Annotated in this window: 15 protein-coding genes; 5 read left to right on the forward strand and 10 right to left on the reverse strand. The window is 32.8% G+C overall.

Features of this window, described 5'->3' with window-relative positions:
* Positions 1 to 16: 16 nt before the first annotated feature.
* Together RH99_RS02325 and RH99_RS02330 are read right to left on the reverse strand one after the other, a co-directional pair.
* Positions 17 to 472 (reverse strand): 8-oxo-dGTP diphosphatase, encoded by a 456-nt coding sequence (locus RH99_RS02325; protein ID WP_010233586.1) that lies wholly within the window; start codon positions 470 to 472, stop codon positions 17 to 19.
* 236 nt (positions 473 to 708) lie between these two features.
* Positions 709 to 1,446 carry a hypothetical protein gene (locus RH99_RS02330; RefSeq protein ID WP_010233587.1) on the reverse strand — a complete coding sequence of 246 codons (738 nt, stop codon included), beginning with the start codon at positions 1,444 to 1,446 and terminating at the stop codon, positions 709 to 711.
* Positions 1,447 to 1,858: 412 nt separating this feature from the next.
* On the opposite strand from RH99_RS02330, the gene RH99_RS02335 reads away from it, so the two are divergent.
* Positions 1,859 to 2,194, forward strand: coding sequence for a YmaF family protein (locus RH99_RS02335; RefSeq protein WP_010233588.1), 336 nt, complete (start codon positions 1,859 to 1,861; stop codon positions 2,192 to 2,194).
* Between the two features lie 188 nt (positions 2,195 to 2,382).
* Here the strand turns inward: RH99_RS02335 and RH99_RS02340 are convergent, their stop codons facing one another.
* Positions 2,383 to 3,210 (reverse strand): 4Fe-4S binding protein, encoded by an 828-nt coding sequence (locus tag RH99_RS02340; protein WP_010233589.1) that lies wholly within the window; start codon positions 3,208 to 3,210, stop codon positions 2,383 to 2,385.
* A gap of 771 nt (positions 3,211 to 3,981) precedes the next feature.
* The gene (locus tag RH99_RS02345) at positions 3,982 to 4,866 is read right to left on the reverse strand and encodes a LysR family transcriptional regulator (protein WP_010233590.1); all 885 of its coding nucleotides are present in this window, start codon (positions 4,864 to 4,866) and stop codon (positions 3,982 to 3,984) included.
* 442 nt (positions 4,867 to 5,308) lie between these two features.
* Here RH99_RS02345 and RH99_RS19420 point away from each other — a divergent pair, with 442 nt between their 5' ends.
* Positions 5,309 to 5,716, forward strand: a complete 408-nt coding sequence (locus tag RH99_RS19420) for a hypothetical protein (RefSeq protein ID WP_193352364.1) — start codon at positions 5,309 to 5,311, stop codon at positions 5,714 to 5,716.
* Between the two features lie 76 nt (positions 5,717 to 5,792).
* On the opposite strand, the gene RH99_RS02355 is transcribed toward RH99_RS19420, so the two are convergent.
* On the reverse strand, positions 5,793 to 6,734 hold the full coding sequence (locus tag RH99_RS02355) for a substrate-binding domain-containing protein (protein ID WP_010233592.1): 942 nt from the start codon (positions 6,732 to 6,734) through the stop codon (positions 5,793 to 5,795).
* Positions 6,735 to 6,924: 190 nt separating this feature from the next.
* Between RH99_RS02355 and RH99_RS02360 the strand changes: the two genes are divergently transcribed.
* The 3 genes from RH99_RS02360 (at position 6,925) to cypC (ending at position 10,463) form a co-directional block, all read left to right on the forward strand.
* On the forward strand, positions 6,925 to 7,986 hold the full coding sequence (locus RH99_RS02360) for an AbrB family transcriptional regulator (RefSeq protein WP_010233593.1): 1,062 nt from the start codon (positions 6,925 to 6,927) through the stop codon (positions 7,984 to 7,986).
* A gap of 40 nt (positions 7,987 to 8,026) precedes the next feature.
* The gene (locus RH99_RS02365; RefSeq protein ID WP_010233594.1) at positions 8,027 to 9,085 is read left to right on the forward strand and encodes a type I glyceraldehyde-3-phosphate dehydrogenase; all 1,059 of its coding nucleotides are present in this window, start codon (positions 8,027 to 8,029) and stop codon (positions 9,083 to 9,085) included.
* Positions 9,086 to 9,212: 127 nt separating this feature from the next.
* Positions 9,213 to 10,463: a CYP152 family fatty-acid peroxygenase CypC gene (gene cypC / locus RH99_RS02370; protein WP_010233595.1), complete on the forward strand. Its 1,251-nt coding sequence runs from the start codon at positions 9,213 to 9,215 to the stop codon at positions 10,461 to 10,463.
* Positions 10,464 to 10,715: 252 nt separating this feature from the next.
* On the opposite strand, the gene RH99_RS18195 is transcribed toward cypC, so the two are convergent.
* The 5 genes from RH99_RS18195 to RH99_RS02395 all read right to left on the reverse strand — a co-directional run bounded on the left by RH99_RS18195 (position 10,716) and on the right by RH99_RS02395 (position 19,555).
* The gene (locus RH99_RS18195) at positions 10,716 to 16,103 is read right to left on the reverse strand and encodes an FMN-binding protein (protein ID WP_010233596.1); all 5,388 of its coding nucleotides are present in this window, start codon (positions 16,101 to 16,103) and stop codon (positions 10,716 to 10,718) included.
* A 319-nt stretch (positions 16,104 to 16,422) separates the two neighbouring features.
* Positions 16,423 to 17,391, reverse strand: coding sequence for an FAD:protein FMN transferase (locus RH99_RS02380; RefSeq protein WP_010233597.1), 969 nt, complete (start codon positions 17,389 to 17,391; stop codon positions 16,423 to 16,425).
* A gap of 366 nt (positions 17,392 to 17,757) precedes the next feature.
* Positions 17,758 to 18,153 (reverse strand): DUF4405 domain-containing protein, encoded by a 396-nt coding sequence (locus RH99_RS02385; RefSeq protein WP_010233598.1) that lies wholly within the window; start codon positions 18,151 to 18,153, stop codon positions 17,758 to 17,760.
* Positions 18,154 to 18,389: 236 nt separating this feature from the next.
* On the reverse strand, positions 18,390 to 18,785 hold the full coding sequence (locus RH99_RS02390) for an FMN-binding protein (RefSeq protein WP_010233599.1): 396 nt from the start codon (positions 18,783 to 18,785) through the stop codon (positions 18,390 to 18,392).
* A gap of 167 nt (positions 18,786 to 18,952) precedes the next feature.
* Positions 18,953 to 19,555, reverse strand: a complete 603-nt coding sequence (locus RH99_RS02395) for a TetR/AcrR family transcriptional regulator (protein WP_010233600.1) — start codon at positions 19,553 to 19,555, stop codon at positions 18,953 to 18,955.
* Between the last annotated feature and the right edge of the window lie 409 nt (positions 19,556 to 19,964).

Below are 19,964 nucleotides of genomic sequence, written 5' to 3' on the forward strand. Positions count from 1 at the left end.
AATTGTAATTTAAATTTTATATCAATTTTAATTGCCTTATACTGTGTTCATTCCAAATTCCAAACCCTTCTGAATACCTTTCCTCTAAAAACATAGGTAATCTTTCTTCAAGTCCTTCTGATAGATTAAGTTTTAGAAGATCATCTTTATTCACCCAAAACACATTGCCTTCATGTGTTCTTTCTAATAACTCTCCACTAAATACTTCTGTTTTGTAATTAAATACAAAATATCTATCCCCAGTTTCATCATTATACCAGTGAATAATTCCACATGGTTTTAAATCTGATATAGTTAAACCTGTTTCTTCTTTTATTTCTCTAATTGTTGACTCTACTATACTTTCTCCAGCTTCTATATGTCCCCCTGGAAATGAAATTCCTTTCCATGATTTAATTCTATCTTGAACTAAAACTTTATTATTTGTTTTATCGTAAATCATACACATATTTGTCAATTCTACCTTAGGCATTGTTATTATTCCTCCTCACAAAATATAAATATTATTTGGATTTTCTTACAACGTTACAAATTCAGGATAAATATTTATATATTTAAACTTTAATAAATCTCCCCATAAAAATTCTATAATCTATAGTTAAAGATTATTTTTAATAATATTAGGCACAAATGCTTTTAAATAATCATCAATCCACTTCCTAACTTCTATTTCAACTTCTGTAAAATTCAAATCATCCACATTTTATTCTAAAAATTAGGAAGTTTACTCATGTAACGCAGTGCACTAACATATCTGAAAAAACGAGAAGTGCGTTTTTCAATATCATTTTCTGTAATACCTCTGAAAGCTATAACCCTATGTATTAGATTACTCCCATCCGTAGATTCTACATATTCCATAGTTTCCTCAAAAAAGAAGCAAATTTCCTGATGTATTATTCTAATTTTTTTATTACGTATTCTATCATTGACTTTTGATTTTCTTTCTTCTATATGAAGAATCTTTTCTGCATTCTTCTCATAAATTTGTTTATAAAAAGCCTCATTTCGCTCAGTATGGGGTAGATAATATCCATGTATTATAAGGCCAAATTTTTCAGGAAATAAGTTTTTTAGTTCCTCTTCCATAGCATCATTTTCCTTTTTCCAGTTTTCCATTTCTTCGTAAGTCATATTAAATGAAAATTTTTGTGGTTGATGCTCTAATTTATCTTGAAAATTATTCCTAATAAAATTCTTTTGAAATTTTTTTAGCCTTCTATCATCTGTCTCAAAAGCTAAGGCATCGCAATGTTCTAGGAAATAATTTATAGTTTCCTTAAAAGTATGCTGACAGACTTTTATCTGTTTAACACAATTTTCTATCCATTTATTATAATTTTCTCTTTGTCTATCTTCAGATACTAACATCATTCTTCCAATAGAAATTGATCCATTATTATTTTTAATATTTACACTTCCATTTTCATTTCTTTTCACTGACATAGTACTCCCTCTCTTATTTATATGTTATCAACTCCCTATATAAAATAATTACATAAGATTTTTAACACCTAAATTTATAAAAATAAACACTATCTTCACTCAAACTCTTATTAGATAACATCCTACTAATATTTACAATAATATACTCTTATTTTACCATATATTACTTATGTTATAATTATTTAGAGCTAATAATTATATTATTTCATAATTAAAAATTTTATCAAAGTATCATCTTCACAGAGTTTTTCATCCTATTATTGGAGAAGCTCTAGCTAATATATACAAGATTGTTAGGTTTTCTACATAACTTAAGATAGTTTCCCTCTTTTAAATAATAATAATAATAAGTGTCATAATAATTTTATCTTCATACTATATATATTGCCATAGTACGAAGGAGGTAAATTATATGTCTAGTTGTAAAAGAAATCAAACCCATGATCATGAATTTTTGGGTAGCACTATGCTGGCTGAATTAGAAGAAGATCCTCATAATCATAGATTTGCAGGAGTATCTGGTCCAGCAATTCAAGTTACAGGTGGTCATGTTCACAAAATTAAAGCAAGAACAGACTTTTATGAAAATCATTATCATGAAATTGTGGCAACTTCCGGGCTTCCAATAGACGTTGGAAATGGAAGACACGTTCATTTTGTAGAAGCAGAAACAACAGAAGATGATGATCATTCTCACAATTTAATTTTTGCTACACTGATTGAAAATCCTATTTCAGACGAGGATTAATCTTAAAAGTAGAACTGCATAAATATTTCAGCAGTTCTGCTATTATATTTTATCACCAAAATTTATTAATAATATTACTTCGAATCTAAAAAACACCAGTATTTCTACCAGTGTCGAGTAAAGTTTATTTTTCATGTCTATTGCTTTAAGTATGAATTAAAAAAATTTAAAGTTTATTTTACGTCGTATTACCTAGGAATTTTACTTTCACAAGGTACTCCTGTCTGACATTTTCCACAACCATATCTTGGCTTATGTTTTTCAGCTGTTTTGTCTATAAAATTAGAACATATAATGTGATTTTTCCCCTTATCTATGGATATTGCATTGACGGGACAATTTTTTGCACATGCACCGCACATAGAACAGTATTCATAAATGTCTTCATATTCTCTTTTGTCAGGAGGCAAATATAGATCTGTGATGATACTACCAAATCTTCCGGCAACCCCTTTTTTAGTTATAAGGCCTTTAGAGAGTCCAAACGTTCCAAGTCCACATACAAAGGCAACATGTCTTTCGGACCAATTACTCGTAAAGGATACATCGGGGTGCAAAGAAGTGTTATTAAATCCTTCTTTAGCCCAGAACCTTTCATCCAAAGATGGTATAATGCTATTATATCCGGCATTCATCAATTTTGCCGTCAAATGCTGACACAACTTTTTTAAGAAAGCTTGCCCTTCAATACGTCCGTGCAGCCACTCCTCAGAAGGCCATGACATATCCCTTCTGTTACCAATCTTCACCTCTTTAGTAAATGGCAAAAAAAATGAGATAACTGTTTTTGAATGTGGTAACCATTCTTCTGGTATCAAGAAGTGTTTTCCTATTGCAGAAGGATTTCTTAATAATTTGAAGTACTCATCATCTGAAGATCCAAAAGCAAAAATTGGATTCTCAAAAATCTTCATTCCTACAACATTCTCTGAAAGTGCAACTTGTTTTTTTATAATATTGTCTTCTGAGTTTTGCACAAAATATGATGCACTTTTTATTAAGTCATGCTTATTCATATTGTTCCCCCCTAATCATATAGATTAATAAAAATCATACTCTTAAGTATTTACTTATTAGATATAGTTAAGATTTACTACAAAACTCATGCTAACAGTTAAAAGTGCCAACACATTAAATCTTAGGCAAATTAAGGCGTGTGAAAATAAATAACAAGTCAAAGATGCGACGTATATTTTGAATTATACAAGGAAACAGGTTCTGATGATAGTGGTGCTATCAGAAGGTTCTGTTAACGTAGTATAATTCAAAATATACTAGTATACTGACTAGTTATTTATTTGAAGATGCCTAAGCTAATAATAGCTAAAAATAGCTACTATAATTTACAATTAATTCCGCCTTCATTTGTTATAATATCATAGGCTTTACCATTAGTAAAATTGATAATTCAAATTATATTATTCGAAAAAATCGATTTATATAGTTTAATATTTTAACTTGGACATGTGAAAATAAATAGTAAGTCAAAGATGCAACGAATATTTTGAATTGAGCAAGGAAGCAGGTTCCGAAGATAGTTTGGCTATCTGAGGGTTCTGCTGACGCAGTAGGATTGAAGCAAGTTCTTAATTCAGTTGGGGATTCTTTTACCCCATCTAAATTTTAGAACTGCAAATGCATGACTTACTTGGCGTTGAACTCCCACTTGAAGAAAAGCGATTCACACAGTGCGTGGGAGACTTACGCCAAGTTAGTCAGGTCAAAATAGGCTAGCATACTGACTAGTTATTTATTTGAATATGCCTTACACTACTAAATAGAATTGATCAAATTTTAGTTTTTTGTATCATTGCGATGAACTCTTTTAAGGCCGAAGAAATCCATTTGTCTTTATGACAAATAACTTGTGTCATAATATCGAAATCCGGACCACGCCAGCAAAGTTCTATTAATTTATTACTTTCCACTTCATCAACAACTGCAAATCGTGGTAAAAGTGCTATACCAAAACCAGAAATGACAAGCTGCTTAATCGTTTCAACATTGCTGGTATCAAGTGTTAATTTAGGAATTACATTTGCATCTTTTAAAGATTTTTCAAAAAGATTTCGACATATACAATCACGTCCTGTAAGTATCAACGAATATTGAGACACATCTTTTGGATAGACACTATGTTCTCTTATTAAAGGATGATTAGGCGCAGCAATTAATGATACCGGCTCTTGTTGCTGGAATTTTACATTAAATTCAGGAAGGGATATTTTTTGATCTAGCAAAATTGCCACATCAATTTGGTTTTCTCGTAATAAGGACTGTAACTCGCAGGAAGTAGCAATTTTTAAGATAATTTCTACATCTGGGTAACATTTATTATATTCTTTTAAAAGTTTAGGTATTTTTATAGCACAGATAGATTCTGTCACCCCTATAGTAAGAGTACCCTTAGGAATATCTGAAGAAGACACTGCACCTTTAGCATTTTCCCAAATATTGAGTACTTGTTTAGCATACAAGAGTAAATTTTCTCCTTCAGAAGTAAGCGATATATTCTTACCAAATCTTTCAAATAAACGGATACCTAACTCCTTCTCCAATAATTGAATCTGAGAAGTAATAGATGACTGTGCATATCCCAACTGGTTTGCTGTTTTAGTAAAGCTATTCAATCTTGCAACTGTTACAAATGTTTTTAGTTGTCTTATATCCATATTGTTCATCCTTTACTATCGAGATCATCGATTATAATAATATAAATTCATTTATTATACTAATTAATATATCTATGGTATCACAGCATTAGGTAAAAATCCACATTCATTAGTATTACTGATTTTGCTTTATAATAATTTACTAGTTTAGTATAAAGCACCAAATATATCACATGATTATGTACTACTTGATTTAAATTCTTTTATAATAAAAAATAAGTAAAAAAAGACACCCGTATTTCTACCAGTGCCTTTCCTTATATTATATATACACTAAAAGGGAGTAATTCTTATATTTATATAATATCTAAGCTTTGTTACAGTCTCTTTTCAATAATATGTCTATTACTTTAAGTATAGATTAACAAATTTTAAATATCAAGTAACCCATTTTTATGACTTTACATATTCTATTTATGTAGTAAATTTTATGGAGGTAGTTATGTTCTACAGAACCTATAGTGAAAACTCTAACTCAAACAATGATTTAAACAGCAATGAGAATTTTGATAATAGTGCTAATCCTTCTATCAATACTAATCCAACTTATTACGACAATAGAAAGTCTTCTAAATCACCACATACATTTTATTGCCCTATAATGCACTCTAACCCATATATATCTCAACCACTGTACCGTCAGGATTATGATTATGATGACGACTATGATGATTATGACGACGATTACGATGATGGATATGATGATGGATATAGCGATGCTTATGACGATGGATACGATGATGACTCAGATGATCCACCTTACCCTCGCCGTCGTAGAAGAAGACGTAGAAGAAGACGTAGAAGACGCAGACCTTATCCTATACATTATAGACCTTGGTGGATGTATTAAACAAAAATTAAAAAAGGGACACTACATTAGTAGGAGCTGAATAATTATTTTACTCAGCTCCTATATAATAAAGTAATTATATTTCTGCAATAATTTTACCCATCTCACTTGTATCATACCCGCCTACATGTCCAAACTCATTCTTAAATGCATCTGAGCGGATAATTTTCAGCAAGGTTTCAATCTCTGTGGTGTGAAGATCTTCTTTTCTAATAACCAAATCATATCTTTCTTTCTGAAGTGGTATGAATTCTATGTTATCCACCTGTCTTGCTATCTTCTCGTTACCTACTGCCACATCAGCCTTACCACTACTGACCGCACTGGCAACTGCTAGGTGTGATTGGGTTTCATTATTGTATCCTTTAACGGAGCTCCCATATATTCCTAGAAGTCTTAAATTTTCATCAAGCAGCACTCTTGAGCCAGCTCCTTGTTCCCTGTTAATCATGGTAATGTCATCTCGTCTAAAATCTTCCCAAGTTGTAATATCTTTTGGATTATCCTTCTGAACATATAGCCCTTGCATGCGGCAGGTCAAATGAATGACAATTGTTGGAATTCCAGGAAGGAGCCTTCTGACATAAGGGATATTATATGTACCAGTATCACTGTCCAATAAATGCGCCGATGCTACATTAACCTTATTCTTATAGAGGGATATTAAACTGTCGTAGCTTCCTATATAAGCTCTAAGTGCAGGAACACCATGAAGCCTCATATAGTTTGAAAGTACATCCAGAATCAAATCCTGCCCGCATATAATAAACCCATCAGTTTTCTTATCGCCTCCCGTAAGAGTGAAACCTGGCTCATTAGAAGGAGATATGCTCATAGCAGACTGACTGTCCCTTGAACGGGAAATATACTCCTTTACATCATCTTCTGTAAAGCGTACTTTCCTTCCAACCTTATAAGAACGTATTTCTCCTCTTTTAATTAAATCGTATATTGTGCTCTTGCTAACATGAAGCATCTCTGCAACTTCCTGTGTAGATAAAGCATTTTTTTCATTCATAGATGGCCTCCAATTTACCCTATATTGTAAAATCTATATTGATTTTCTGTGCGAATTGAGATATTATTAAACTTAAAAACTTATTTATATACATTTATATCTTATTTCATATTATATAGCATATTTTTCTATGTTACAAGTGTGAATTGATATGAATTGAGATATTAAATTTTAAATGGAGGAACATATAATGAACTTTTTCTATTTATTTTTGACACTAGCTATAGGAAGCATTTTCGGACTCACCGCAGCCAAAATGAAAATCCCAGGTGGTTTCATGGTTGGTGCCATTATAGGTGTAGCTGCACTTAATATTTTCTTTGGGACCACCTACGTACCAAAACATACTAAACTATTTGTACAAATAATAGCTGGAGCATTTATTGGATGCATCATGGAAAAAAGTGATCTAAAAAGGATTCCAAAAATAGTTCAGCCTACCATCATTATGCTGCTAGGATTTCTTGTGCTGAATCTGTCAGCAGGTTTACTTATACACCTGGTAAGCCCATTGGATCTTTTAACCTCACTTATGTCTGTTGTTCCGGGAGGCATTAGTGATACACCTATCATAGCCGCAGCCATGGGAGCAGATGCACCAAAGGTAGCTGTCATGCAGATGGTAAGGCAGATACTAGGTATAGGAGTATTTCCCGCTTTGATACTTGCTTATGATAATAGGAAGAAGACTGACCAGAAAGACAGTGAAAGGGAGGCCAATACTGAGAAACGTAAAAAGTCTAAAACAAAATCTTGGCAATCCTTTGTATGTACCCTTATCATTGCTGCAATTGCCGGCATATTAGGTACAATGACCAGCATTCCATCAGCTTCCTTTGCATTCCCTATTATTGCGGTACTTATCCTAAAGTTAGTTTTTGATTTTGCTTACATACCACGCTGGGCAAAAAAATGTGCTCAAGTTTTGAGCGGCTGTTATCTTGGAAGTATTATCGTATTGCATGACGTGTTGGAACTTAGGTACCTTCTGATTCCGCTAATAATCATTTTGCTTAGCTATATGGCAAACTGCTTATTTACAAGCATGATAATTAGAAAAACCTGTGGATTTACAAGAAAAGAGTCCATGCTCATAACAACTCCAGCCGGAGCTTCCGATATGGCACTAATTTCCGCTGACATGGGCGTTGAAAATACAGATGTAATAATCATGCAGGTACTACGTGCAGTTATTGTAATGACTTTCTTTCCACAGATTATCAATGTTGTAGTACATATTATTGGAAAATGATGATTAATCATAATATAAACATACTTAGGAGGAATTATTTATGACAACTAAAATAGCAATCAACGGATTTGGGCGTATAGGACGTCTTGCGTTCAGGCAGATATTTGATTCACCAGAATTCGAAGTAATTGCAGTAAATGATATAACCGAACCGGATATGCTGGCTTATCTGTTAAAATATGATACCACACAAGGTACATACTGTTATGCAGATTGCATTGAAGCCGGCAGTGACTATATCAAGATTAATGGAAAGAAAATAAATGTTTACAGCGAGATGGAGGCTGAAAACCTTCCCTGGAAACAACTTGGCATAGACGTTGTTGTTGACTGTTCAGCAGCATACCTTTCAAAAGAAAAGGCACAGAAACATATAAAAGCAGGTGCTAGAATGGTGCTACTTTCAGCTCCAGCAGGAGCAGACGTCCCTACCGTGGTATACGGCGTAAACCAACATATATTATTACCAAGCAACAATATAATATCAGCCGCATCATGTTCCACAAATGCCCTTGCTCCGGTTGTGAAGACTTTGAACGCTTATGCACCTATCCAAAGTGGTATCATGACGGTAGTTCATGGTTTTACAGCTACTCAGATGTTGGTGGATGGAGCACAGAAAAAAGGCAATTACAGGCGTTCACGTGCAGCATCCTCAAATATTGTACCTACAACTGCAGAGGCTGCAAAAGCAGTTGGTGTTGTAATTCCAGAATTAAATGGTAAACTTATTGGCTCTGCAGTAAGAGTACCTGTACCTATAGGCTGTTACATCACCTTCACTGCTGTTGTATACGGAAATGATATTTCAGCAGACACTGTTAATAAAGCTATGAGAGATGCGTCATCAGAATCCTTTGGCTATACGGAAGAAGAATATGTATCTTCTGATATTATTGGCAATACTTATGCTTCCATATTTGATGCAACGCAGACTCTAGTAAACCCTATTAATCCAGATGAATATCATGTAAGGGTATCTGCCTGGTTTGATAATGAAAACTCTTTTGTAAGCCAGATGGTGAGAACTCTTAAGTATGCAGTTACTCTAAGTTCAGCCAATTACTTACACCAAAATTCCCCTTCAATTTATGAATAAATTTCAGGTAAAGTGAAAAAATAAAATGTGAAGATTATTCTTATCTGTAAAAGGTATATTTTAAAATATAATGTTCAGTAATTTTTCAAATATATTCCCTAATCAGGATAGAAAGGATAGCATAGATATGTTAATGAAGGAACAAGTCCCACATGATAAAAGCCACACACTATCTCTATCACAAGAGGGATACCTGTTTATCAAAAACAGAATTGACCAGTACCATTCTAATCTATTTGAGGTACACTTGCTTGGACAAAAAGTAATTTGCATGAGCGGAGAAGAGGCATCAAGGGTATTTTACGATTCGGAACGGTTTCAACGAAACGGTGCGGCACCCAATCGAGTGCAAAAAACATTATTTGGCGTAAATGCTATCCAAACTATGGATGGTGAAGCACATATTCAACGAAAGCATCTTTTCATGTCTCTGATGACTCCAACACATGAAAAGCGACTTGCTGAGCTTACAATGGAGAAATGGCAAGCTTCTATTAATGAATGGAAAGGTGCTGAGAAGGTTGTACTTTTCGATGAAGCAAAGAATATTTTATGCTGGACAGCTTGCCATTGGGCTGGAGTTCCTTTATCAGAATCTGAAATAAGCCATCGTGCAGAGGATTTTAGTGCAATGGTTGATGCTTTTGGAGCAGTTGGACCCCGGCACTGGAAAGGAAGAATAGCAAGAACTAGAGCTGAAGAATGGATAAGAGGTGTCATAGAAGATGTTCGATCTGGTAAGCTAAATACTGAAAAGGATTCAGCACTCTATGCAATGGCATTTCACAGAGAACTCGATGGCAGACAGCTGGATACACAAATGGCTGCGGTAGAACTTATTAACATACTACGACCCATTGTTGCTATTTCAACCTTCATTACCTTTACAGCTCTAGCATTGCATAGGCATTCAGAGTGTAAAGAGAAGTTGCTGTCAGGTCACAGCAATGATCTTGAAATGTTCGTAGAGGAAGTTCGTCGCTACTACCCATTTACCCCTTTTCTAGGCGCAATTGTACGAAAGGATTTTATCTGGAATCAATGTGAATTCAAAGAGGGAACGCTCGTACTACTTGACATTTATGGTACGAATCACGACTCCCGAATATGGGAGAATCCTTATGAATTCCGACCAGAGCGTTTTAAAGAACGTAATATCAACTTATTTGATTTCATCCCCCAAGGTGGAGGTGATCCTGCCAAGAGCCATCGATGCCCAGGTGAAGGTATTACCGTGGAAATCATGAAAACCAGCTTAGATTTTCTTGTCAACAAGATTGAATTTGAAGTTCCGGATCAGGATTTAAGTTATAGTTTAACAAGAATACCAACACTGCCAAAAAGCGGATTTGTTATGAGTAATATTAGACGAAAATAAAGTGTCTTGATTATAACAACATACTTTACATTTAGTCTCTTTTTCTGTATTTGGTATGTATTTCAATAAGTTATATTTAATTAAGTTAATAAAATTAAATATACAAATTCTATTAAAAAGGCACTATCAACATTTATTGAAATTCAATAAACTTGATAGTGCCTTTTTATCATTATTTATACAACAGCATACTAACATCCTTGTATAATTTATCTAATATCCATCATTCTAATACATAATCAAAATCAAATTCTAAGCCTTTGCATTCTTTAATGCATCCTTAACCGCTGCCATTATTCCTTTACTTGAGAAGGTTGCTCCTGAAACTGAATCTACTTCTGTAGATTGCTTACTTATTATCTCTTTCGACACTGTGTTAAATGCATTATTATAGAAACTTTCTGTTTCATTATTAGATATTGTCTTTATATCAGTAATCTTTCCATCTTTTACGGTAACAGAAAGCTTAAGATTTGGCTCAAAACCATCCCCTGTACCCGTATAAACTCCATCTTTATATTTTACTTCACTAGAGTTAGTTGTTGAATTACTATTTTGTGATGTTCCACTATTGCTATCAGTAGCTGTGGTATTTCCACTACTAGTGTTATCAACTGGTTTAGTTTTAGTATTCTCTGTGCTTGTACTATTACTTCCTGAAGCCGTTCCCGTACTTGCGGAATTATCACTACTTGTACTCCCACTTCCAGTTTGATTTGCACTATTGGCGGTACTATTATTACTACTTTGATTACTGTTATTAGTTGAACTATTGGTTCCATTACTGCTATTGCTTGAAGTATTGTTACCAGCATTATTATCAGCTGTACTATTATTTGAATTATTACTAGCAGTTGTATTATCCTTTGAAGCTTCACTAATATTTGATGTAGTGTCACCTAAGTTTAAAGTTGAATCGTGTGATTTTCTAAGAGCATCATTCACCGCTCCAATTATTCCTTTACTTGAATAAGTAGCTCCTGATACTACATCCACATTGGCATTGTTTGTTTCAACAATCTTTTCAGGTATAGTTGGCCATGCCTTATCAAACCAATCTTTATCATCAATATTTGAAATCATGGCCACTTTTAATATTTTATTATCCTTCACTGTAACATTTACTTTAACAGGTCCTCTTAAGCCGTTTGCTTCTCCTTCATAGCTTCCATCTTTGTATGGTGCTTCTGCTGGAGCTGAAAGAGCAAGTTTTGAGTTTCTTAGTGCATCCTTAACTGCATTCATTATTCCATTAGTTGATCTTGTTGCTCCCGATACTGCATCCACATCTGCAGATTGCTTTGCAATCATTTGATCTGGTATAAGAGGCCATACCTTATTAACAAATCTTGGTGTTTCGTTATTATCCCCTAAGTCAATTTTTATTATCTTATTGTTTTTTATTATTACTTTTACATTAAGATTTTCTTTATAGCCATCTGCTTTACCAGTGTACACTCCATCTCTAAATGGTGCTACTACATCCTCTTTACTTGGATAAGTACTAGTTTCTCCAACAGATGCATCCGTTGCAAGAGCTGCTTTTACAGCATTGATTACACCGTTACTGGATTTTGTTGCTCCTGATACTGTATCAACGGTAGTTGACTGTGCTTTAATTATTGCCTCTGGTACTACTGGCCATGCTTTTTCAAAATAAGATGGTGTTTCTGATTGAGATATTATATCAATATTGCTCATTTTGCCATCTTTAACTGTAACCTTCAGATTAATACGATCTGTTTTATTATATCCTCTTCCAATTCCAGTGAAAGTACCATCCTTATAAACTGCATTTCCAAGAGCTTTATTTACTGCATCTTTAATTCCATTACTTGTTTCAGTTGCACCTGACACCACATCTACATCCGTAGATTGAGCTGCTATTATTTTATCACTCATTGGAGTCATAGCTTTTTTCATGTACTCTATGCCCTCTTTATAGGTTATAAGATTTATATCTGTAATTTTATTATCTTTTACTGTTACATCTACAGTAAGATTATTTTTATACCCTGTTCCTATTCCTGTATATCTTCCATCTTTGTATAGATGAGCTGCTGTAGTAACTGGCTTGTTATTATCTACTCCATCTAAATTCAAAGTTAAATCATGTGATTTTCTAAGAGCATCATTCACCGCTCCGATTATTCCCTTACTTGAATAAGTAGCTCCTGATACTACATCCACATTGGCATTGTTTGTTTCAACAATCTTTTCTGGTATAGTTGACCATGCCTTATCAAACCAATCTTTATCGTCAACATTTGAAATCATGTCCACTTTTAATATTTTATTATCCTTTACTGTAACATTTACTTTAACAGGTCCTCTTAAGCCGTTTGCTTCTCCTTCATAGCTTCCATCTTTATATGGTGCTTCTGCTGGAGCTGAAAGAGCAAGTTTTGAGTTCCTTAGTGCATCCTTAACTGCTACTATCAATCCATTAGTTGATCTTGTTGCTCCTGATACTGCATCTACATCAGCTGATTGTTTCTCTATCATTTGATTTGGTATAAGCGGCCATACATTTTGGAAGTATTCAGGTGTTTCTTCGTGTGGCTCTACCATTTCTATTTTAAGAATTTTGTTATTCTTTATTGTAACCTTAACAGATAACTGTCTGTGCCCTTTTCCTGTTCCTGTATAAACTCCATCTCTGAATGGTGCTACTACATCCTCTTTACTTGGATAAGTACTAGTTTCCCCTACAGACGTATCCGTTGCAAGAGCTGCTTTTACAGCATTGATCACACCGTTACTGGATTTTGTTGCTCCTGATACTGTATCAACGGTAGTTGACTGTGCTTTAATTATTGCCTCTGGTACTACTGGCCATGCTTTTTCAAAATATCCTGGTGTTTCGACTTGAGATATTATATCAATATTGCTCATTTTACCATCTTTAACTGTAACCTTCAGATTAATACGATCTGTTTTATTATATCCTCTTCCAATTCCAGTGAAAGTACCATCCTTATAAACTGCATTTGCAAGAGCTTTATTTACTGCATCTTTAATTCCATTACTTGTTTCAGTTGCACCTGACACCACATCTACATCAGTAGATTGAGCTGCTATTATTTTATCACTCATTGGAGTCATGGCTTTTTTCATGTACTCTATGCCCTCTTTATAGGTTATAAGATTTATATCTGTAATTTTATTATCTTTTACTGTTACATCTACAGTAAGATTTTCTTTAAGTCCTGTTCCTATTCCTGTATATCTTCCATCTTTGTATAGATGAGCCGCTGTAGTAACTGGCTTCTCATCTCCAGGGTTTGTAGGATTAGTATTTCCACCTGTACTATCAAGTTTTGCATCCTTTAATGCATTATTAACAGCAGCTATTATTCCTTCACTGGATCTTGTTGCACCTGATACTGTATCTACGCTTGTAGATTGTACAGCTATTATTTCCTTTGGTACTTTATCAAATGGCTCTTCATAGAATCCTGCTGTTTCATTATGGGATACTATTTTTATTTCAGAAATTTTATTATTAGTAACTGTTACGGATACTGTAAGTCCAGACTGGAATCCTGTTCCGATTCCTGTGTAAACCCCATTTTTGTATAAACCCTTACTGGAGTTCGCAGGTGTGCTGCTACCATTTCCATTATTAGAATTATTGCTTGTATTATTATTTGAATTGCTATTAGTATTACCTGTATTATTCGCAGCAGGTGTGGTGCCATCTAATCTTGCATTTTTCAATGCATCATTAACAGCTGCTATTATTCCATCACTGGATCTTGTAGCTCCTGATACAGTATCTACATTAGTAGCTTGTTTACTTATTATTTCCTTTGGCACTATAGCAAAAGGTTTTTCATAAAATCCTGGTGTTTCATTATGTGATATTATCTTTATTTCTGTTATTTTTCCGTCTTTTACTGTAACAGAAACTTTAAGATTTGGCTGGAATCCCTTACCAGTTCCTGTGTAAACTCCATCTTTATATAGTCCTTTACCCATGTATACAGGTAAACTTGCAACTACATTTGAAACATTAACTGAACTGTTATTAGCCGCTGTACTTGCTGTTGTAGCAGTACTATCTGCTGGTAACTCACCGCTAATTAATGCCTTTTGAAGCGCATTTTTAACTGCTGCCATTATTCCTCTGCTGGAGAAAGTTGCTCCTGATACTACATCAACGTCAGTGGACTGTGCTGATATTATTTCCTTTGGCACTGTAGAAAATGCTTTTTCACGGAAACCTGGTGTTTCATTGTTAGATAGTATTTGTATATCAGAAATCTTACCATCTTTTATAGTAACAGATACTGTAAGACCAGGTTGATATCCAGTTGCAACTCCAGTATAAGTACCATCTTTGAATTTTGCATTCTTATCCATTGAAACATCAGCGCTTGTACTTTCTGCCTGGACTGCCCCACTGTTCTCTGGATTTTGACTATTATCTACGATTTGATTTTTACTCTTATCTTTTCTTGCTTTATTAAGAGCATCTTTAACTGCGGCTTTTATTCCATTACTGGATTTAGTTGCTCCTGATACTGTATCTACATCTGGAGATTGTGCTGCTAATATTTCCTTTGGTACTACATCAAAAGCTTGTTCATAGTATCCTTTAGTTTCTTCATGAGAAACTATCTTTATATCTGCAATTCTTCCTTTAGTTATTTTAACCTGAACCTTTAAGTTAGGTCTGAAACCAGTACCAACTCCAGTGTATACACCATCACTAAAAATAGTTTCATCCACTTTTGACATCTGAGCTGCACTAACTTTAGAACCTATTTTTGCTTCTGGTTTTACAAATTTACTTCCCCAAAAGATAAAGCCGAATACTAAAATCGCTGCTGCTGTAGAAGAATACCATCGTAAATTCAACTTTTTTAATATAACTACTTTAGGATTACCTCTATGACATGTATCTACGCATTTGAAGCATGATATACATTCGCTACTCTCTACAGCTTCAACCTGTGATAAGTTTATTCCCATAGGGCAATTTGACGTACACAATTGACATTTGCCACATTTTTCGCTTGGCTTGCTTATATTGATAATCTTAAATTTTGAAATTATGGCTTGTATAGCTCCTAGAGGACACAAGTATCTGCAAAAGAATCTTTCTATAAACATTGCACCTACAGTTATTAGTGCTAAAAATATGAATGCTATTGGTATTTGTGGAGCCATAGTTTTAAGTTGAGGTAATTGGGCAAAGGCATCCCAGGGATTTATACTGCTTTCTGGTGATAAACTCATTGACCACATAAAAATTATAATGCCTAATAAACCTATGTATTTGATATATTTTAATTTTTCATCTACTGCTGGTGGTATCTTTAATTTTTTCTTAAATATTTTTCTTGAAACTAAATATACAAGATCATTAAAAGTTCCAAAAGCACATAACCAACCGCAGAAGAACCGGCCTATTAAAAGAGATAAGACTACTACAGCTGCAAAAGCTGCTAAGAAAGTGAAAGAATTAGCAATACTAAAATTTTCTCTAGCTAGTCCTAAATATATACTCCTGAAACCAGTAAAAGCTAAAGTAAATAATCCTGAAAAGAAGTACAAGAATATAAGCTGAACTATAAATCTAGATATTTTTAGTATAGATAACTTTTTCTTTAAAGTAGATAGTTTTTTATTCAAAATATAAACCTCCTAAGCTTCATTATTTGATAACGAATATCATTCTCACTAATTATAGATAATATTTCAAATTCGTTAATATGTCAATGTATTTGTTAAAAAAAATATTTAATTTAGACATGTTTTTTAATACTAACATATCTTTATTCTAACTTTTATATAATTTTGTGAATTATTTTAAATATAAAAAAAACTAGATACCCGTTAATATCTAGCCTTTGTTACAATATTATAACTGAATCTTATTCAATTGATTTATACTATTACTAAATTTAGATGAATTATCTCATCTATTATCTTATCTATTTCTTTACAAAAATTATTTTAATTTCATATAAGTAAATCCTTCATTTCCTTCAAACAAAATTAAATCTTCCTTTAAGCCTTCTGTAACATAGATTTCTTTATCTTTTGTAATAAATATAGCTTCCATATCCTTAATGCTATTAATTAATTTCATTCCCTCCTCAAGTCCTAAAATAAAAATAGCAGTGGACAATGCATCTGCACCAATAGATTTTTCTGATACAATGGTAGTACTTATTAGTCCTGAATTTGCAGGATAACCTGTCCTTGGATCTAAAATATGATGATATTTTACATTGTCCTTTTCAAAATATCTTACATAGTCTCCTGAGGTTACTATTGTTTTATCCACAGCTTGTATAACGCCTAAACACTGCCCTCTTTGAAGAACGGGGTTTTGTATACCTATCTTCCATGGAGAACCATCCGGTTTATTTCCTAGAACCATTACATTTCCACCAAGGTTAATAAAAGCAGATTCTATTCCCTGCTGCTTATATATTTCTATAGCTCTATCCGCTGCATATCCCTTTGCTATTGCTCCTAAATCCACACTTTCAGAAGCCTTCTTAAGCTTTGCTGTTCCAAGACCATTATTAATGCTAATATCCTTATATCCAGTAGAACTCAACGCCTCATGGATTTCCTCCTTTGACGGAACCTTTGCATGATCTGTAAATATACCCCATAATTTTGCCACTGGCCCTATAGTAATATCAAAAGTGCCACCACAAAGTTCAGAATAATATTTAGCTCTATTTAAAACATAGAGAACTTCACAGCCAAGTTCTACTTCATGCTTACCAGCTGCTTTATTAAGCCTAGTTATTTCACTGGATTCAAGAAAAAAACTCATAAGTGATTCTAGTCGTTTCATTTCCTCTTCAACTTTTTCTGCTGCTATTTCTGCATTTTTCCCACAAACTCTTTGGCTTATTATTGTACCCATACAAAAGCTTTCCATTTCGTAAAATTCACTCATAAATTTCTCCCTTTATTTTTAATTAGGCATATGAAAATAAATATTAAGTCAAAGATGCGACGTATATTTTGAATTATACAAGGAAACAGGTTCTGATGATAGTGGTGCTATCAGAGGGTTCTGTTGACGTAGTATGATTCAAAATAGACTAGCATACTGACTAGTTATTTATTTGAATATGCCTAAAGCATGTGAAAATAAATAATAAGTCAAAGATGCGACGTATATTTTGAATTATACAAGGAACAGTTTCTGATGATAGTGGTGCTATCAGAGGGTTCTGTTAACGTAGTATTATTCAAAATAGACTAGCATACTGACTAGTTATTTATTTGAATGTGCCTACTGCATTTGGCACCTCTATAACTATGACATGTAAAAATGATAAAGATATATATGGTACAATAAACTAACTACAAAAATTATAGTTAATATTATATGTGCACATTTAAATGCCTTTCTTATAACTTGTGGAATACCTTTTATATATTTCATAACTATGCCTGATATACTTAGTAATATCATTGAAAATAAACATATAAAACCAGCAGATAATCCTAGAAAAGATATGTTTTTTCCCACATGAAGAATTGCTATTACAGTTCCAATAAGACCTATATAGCAATGTAAATTTAGAGCTTGTCTTAAATTAATTTTAAATTGTGAATGACGTATTAAAACTCTTTTTAATATAAAATAACAACAGCAAATCAAAAACAGTATCGCTGCAATCCATCCTAATTTATCCGTTTGCATTCCCATAAATTTTCACCTTCATTATAAATTTATTTAAACTTAGTGGAAGTTTGTTACTTCTACTAAGGCATGTGAAAATAAATAACAAGTCAAAGATGCGACGTATATTTTGAATTATACAAGGAAACAGGTTCTGATGATAGTGGTGCTATCAGAAGGTTCTGTTGACGTAGTATAATTCATAATAGACTAGTATACTGACTAGTTATTTATTTGAATGTGCCTAAGTTTATACTATCCCATTAATTTTCCAAAGCTCTGTCAATAGCTTTTAAAATAACTTTGCTGCTATTTGTTGCTCCAGAAACTGTATCTACCTGTAAAGATTGGGCTTCTATTACTCTTTCAGGAATTACCTCTGCTTTTTTACCTCTTACATTTTTGTGATGAATTATTTTTATGTCTGTAATTTTATGATTGTTAACTGTAACTTTTACATCAGCCCCAACTTCTAACGCATCAAAAGAACCGAGATAAGTTCCGTTTGATACCTTAGACAAATCAATCTTTTTTATGTTTATATTCTTTATTATATTTTTATAATTCTGTAAATAGATAAAGTACCTTACTCCAAAGAACATTCCTATAACTATTCCTAAGCTAACCACGGTAATAATAATACTTTTAGCATTAATCATAATTGCCCCCCTAAATTTTACATTATTATTTAGCATAATACATTAGACAACAAATTTTCTTCAACAAAAATTATGGAATAGTATTATAATATTATTTTCCTGTTAAAAAGAGTCATTACCTTAACCTGTGTCGTAGTAAAAATAGATAATCCCTAAATAGTTTAAGATTAACTCTTTATCAGAGAATCTATCATATTTTCAATAAGCAGTTCTTTATCTTTCCAAGGAAATTCATTATGGGCTATAAATAAGGAGGTTAAACCATGTATCCCCGCCCATAGACATTGAGTTATTACTTCAAAATCCTTTTCCTTGAAATATCCTTGTTCTTTACAGTCCTTTACTGTATTCAAAAGCATGTCATAAGCTCTAAAACCTGAGGATCCCTTATCGTTATATACTAAATTTTCTTCATATCTTAGTGCATTACTCATATAAGCTAGTTCATAATAATTTGGGTTTTTAAGAGCAAAATCTACATAAGCATGGCTCATATTTTTTAGTTTTTCTACAGCATTACATTCTTTATTACTAATTTCCTGAAATATATAAAGAAGCTTTCCATTATTTTTATTATAAATATAAAATAATATATCTCCTTTATTTTTAAAAAATTGATATATAGTTGGCAGAGAATATTCAATTTTATTTGCAATTTTTCTCATGGATATATTCTGATATCCTGCTTCTGCAAATAACTCTTCGGCTGCACTAATTATTTTATTTCTTAATTCTATTTTTTCTTTTTCACGTCGTTCTTTTATTCCCAATTTTAAACCGCCTTTTGTTTTGAAGTGATATCATAGCAATAAATTCTAACACTGTTATATTTAATAACTATATTATATAATCAATTCATTACAAAAACAATCAGTTTAACAAATATTTTACATTATTAATTTTTCCATTGCTTTTACTTAGACATTGTAAGTAAATAAATAATTAGTCAGTATACTAGGCTATTTGACTTGCTATTTATTTTCATATGACTTAATAGATTTTATCAACTTAAAGTATAAAATATAAAACTTTACGCAAAATAGTTATTGAAGATAGAAATAACTAAAATTTTAAAACATAAGGCATGTGAAAATAAATAATAAGTCAAAGATGCGACGTATATTTTGAATTATACAAGGAAACAGGTTCTGATGATAGTGGTGCTATCAGAGGGTTCTG

The organism is Clostridium arbusti SL206, assembly GCF_000246895.1.
GTDB classification, from domain to species: domain Bacteria; phylum Bacillota; class Clostridia; order Clostridiales; family Clostridiaceae; genus Clostridium_I; species Clostridium_I arbusti.

Excerpts from the sequence above, each read along its gene's own strand:
- RH99_RS02390 (WP_010233599.1), bottom strand. The coding sequence starts at position 18,785 with ATGATTAATGCTAAAAGTATTATTATTACCGTGGTTAGCTTAGGAATA.
- RH99_RS02330 (WP_010233587.1), bottom strand. The coding sequence starts at position 1,446 with ATGTCAGTGAAAAGAAATGAAAATGGAAGTGTAAATATTAAAAATAAT.
- RH99_RS02365 (WP_010233594.1), top strand. The coding sequence starts at position 8,027 with ATGACAACTAAAATAGCAATCAACGGATTTGGGCGTATAGGACGTCTT.
- RH99_RS02335 (WP_010233588.1), top strand. The coding sequence starts at position 1,859 with ATGTCTAGTTGTAAAAGAAATCAAACCCATGATCATGAATTTTTGGGT.
- RH99_RS02380 (WP_010233597.1), bottom strand. The coding sequence starts at position 17,391 with ATGAGTGAATTTTACGAAATGGAAAGCTTTTGTATGGGTACAATAATA.
- RH99_RS19420 (WP_193352364.1), top strand. The coding sequence starts at position 5,309 with ATGTTCTACAGAACCTATAGTGAAAACTCTAACTCAAACAATGATTTA.
- RH99_RS02340 (WP_010233589.1), bottom strand. The coding sequence starts at position 3,210 with ATGAATAAGCATGACTTAATAAAAAGTGCATCATATTTTGTGCAAAAC.
- RH99_RS02325 (WP_010233586.1), bottom strand. The coding sequence starts at position 472 with ATGCCTAAGGTAGAATTGACAAATATGTGTATGATTTACGATAAAACA.
- RH99_RS02385 (WP_010233598.1), bottom strand. The coding sequence starts at position 18,153 with ATGGGAATGCAAACGGATAAATTAGGATGGATTGCAGCGATACTGTTT.
- RH99_RS02345 (WP_010233590.1), bottom strand. The coding sequence starts at position 4,866 with ATGGATATAAGACAACTAAAAACATTTGTAACAGTTGCAAGATTGAAT.
- RH99_RS02355 (WP_010233592.1), bottom strand. The coding sequence starts at position 6,734 with ATGAATGAAAAAAATGCTTTATCTACACAGGAAGTTGCAGAGATGCTT.
- RH99_RS02360 (WP_010233593.1), top strand. The coding sequence starts at position 6,925 with ATGAACTTTTTCTATTTATTTTTGACACTAGCTATAGGAAGCATTTTC.
- cypC (WP_010233595.1), top strand. The coding sequence starts at position 9,213 with ATGTTAATGAAGGAACAAGTCCCACATGATAAAAGCCACACACTATCT.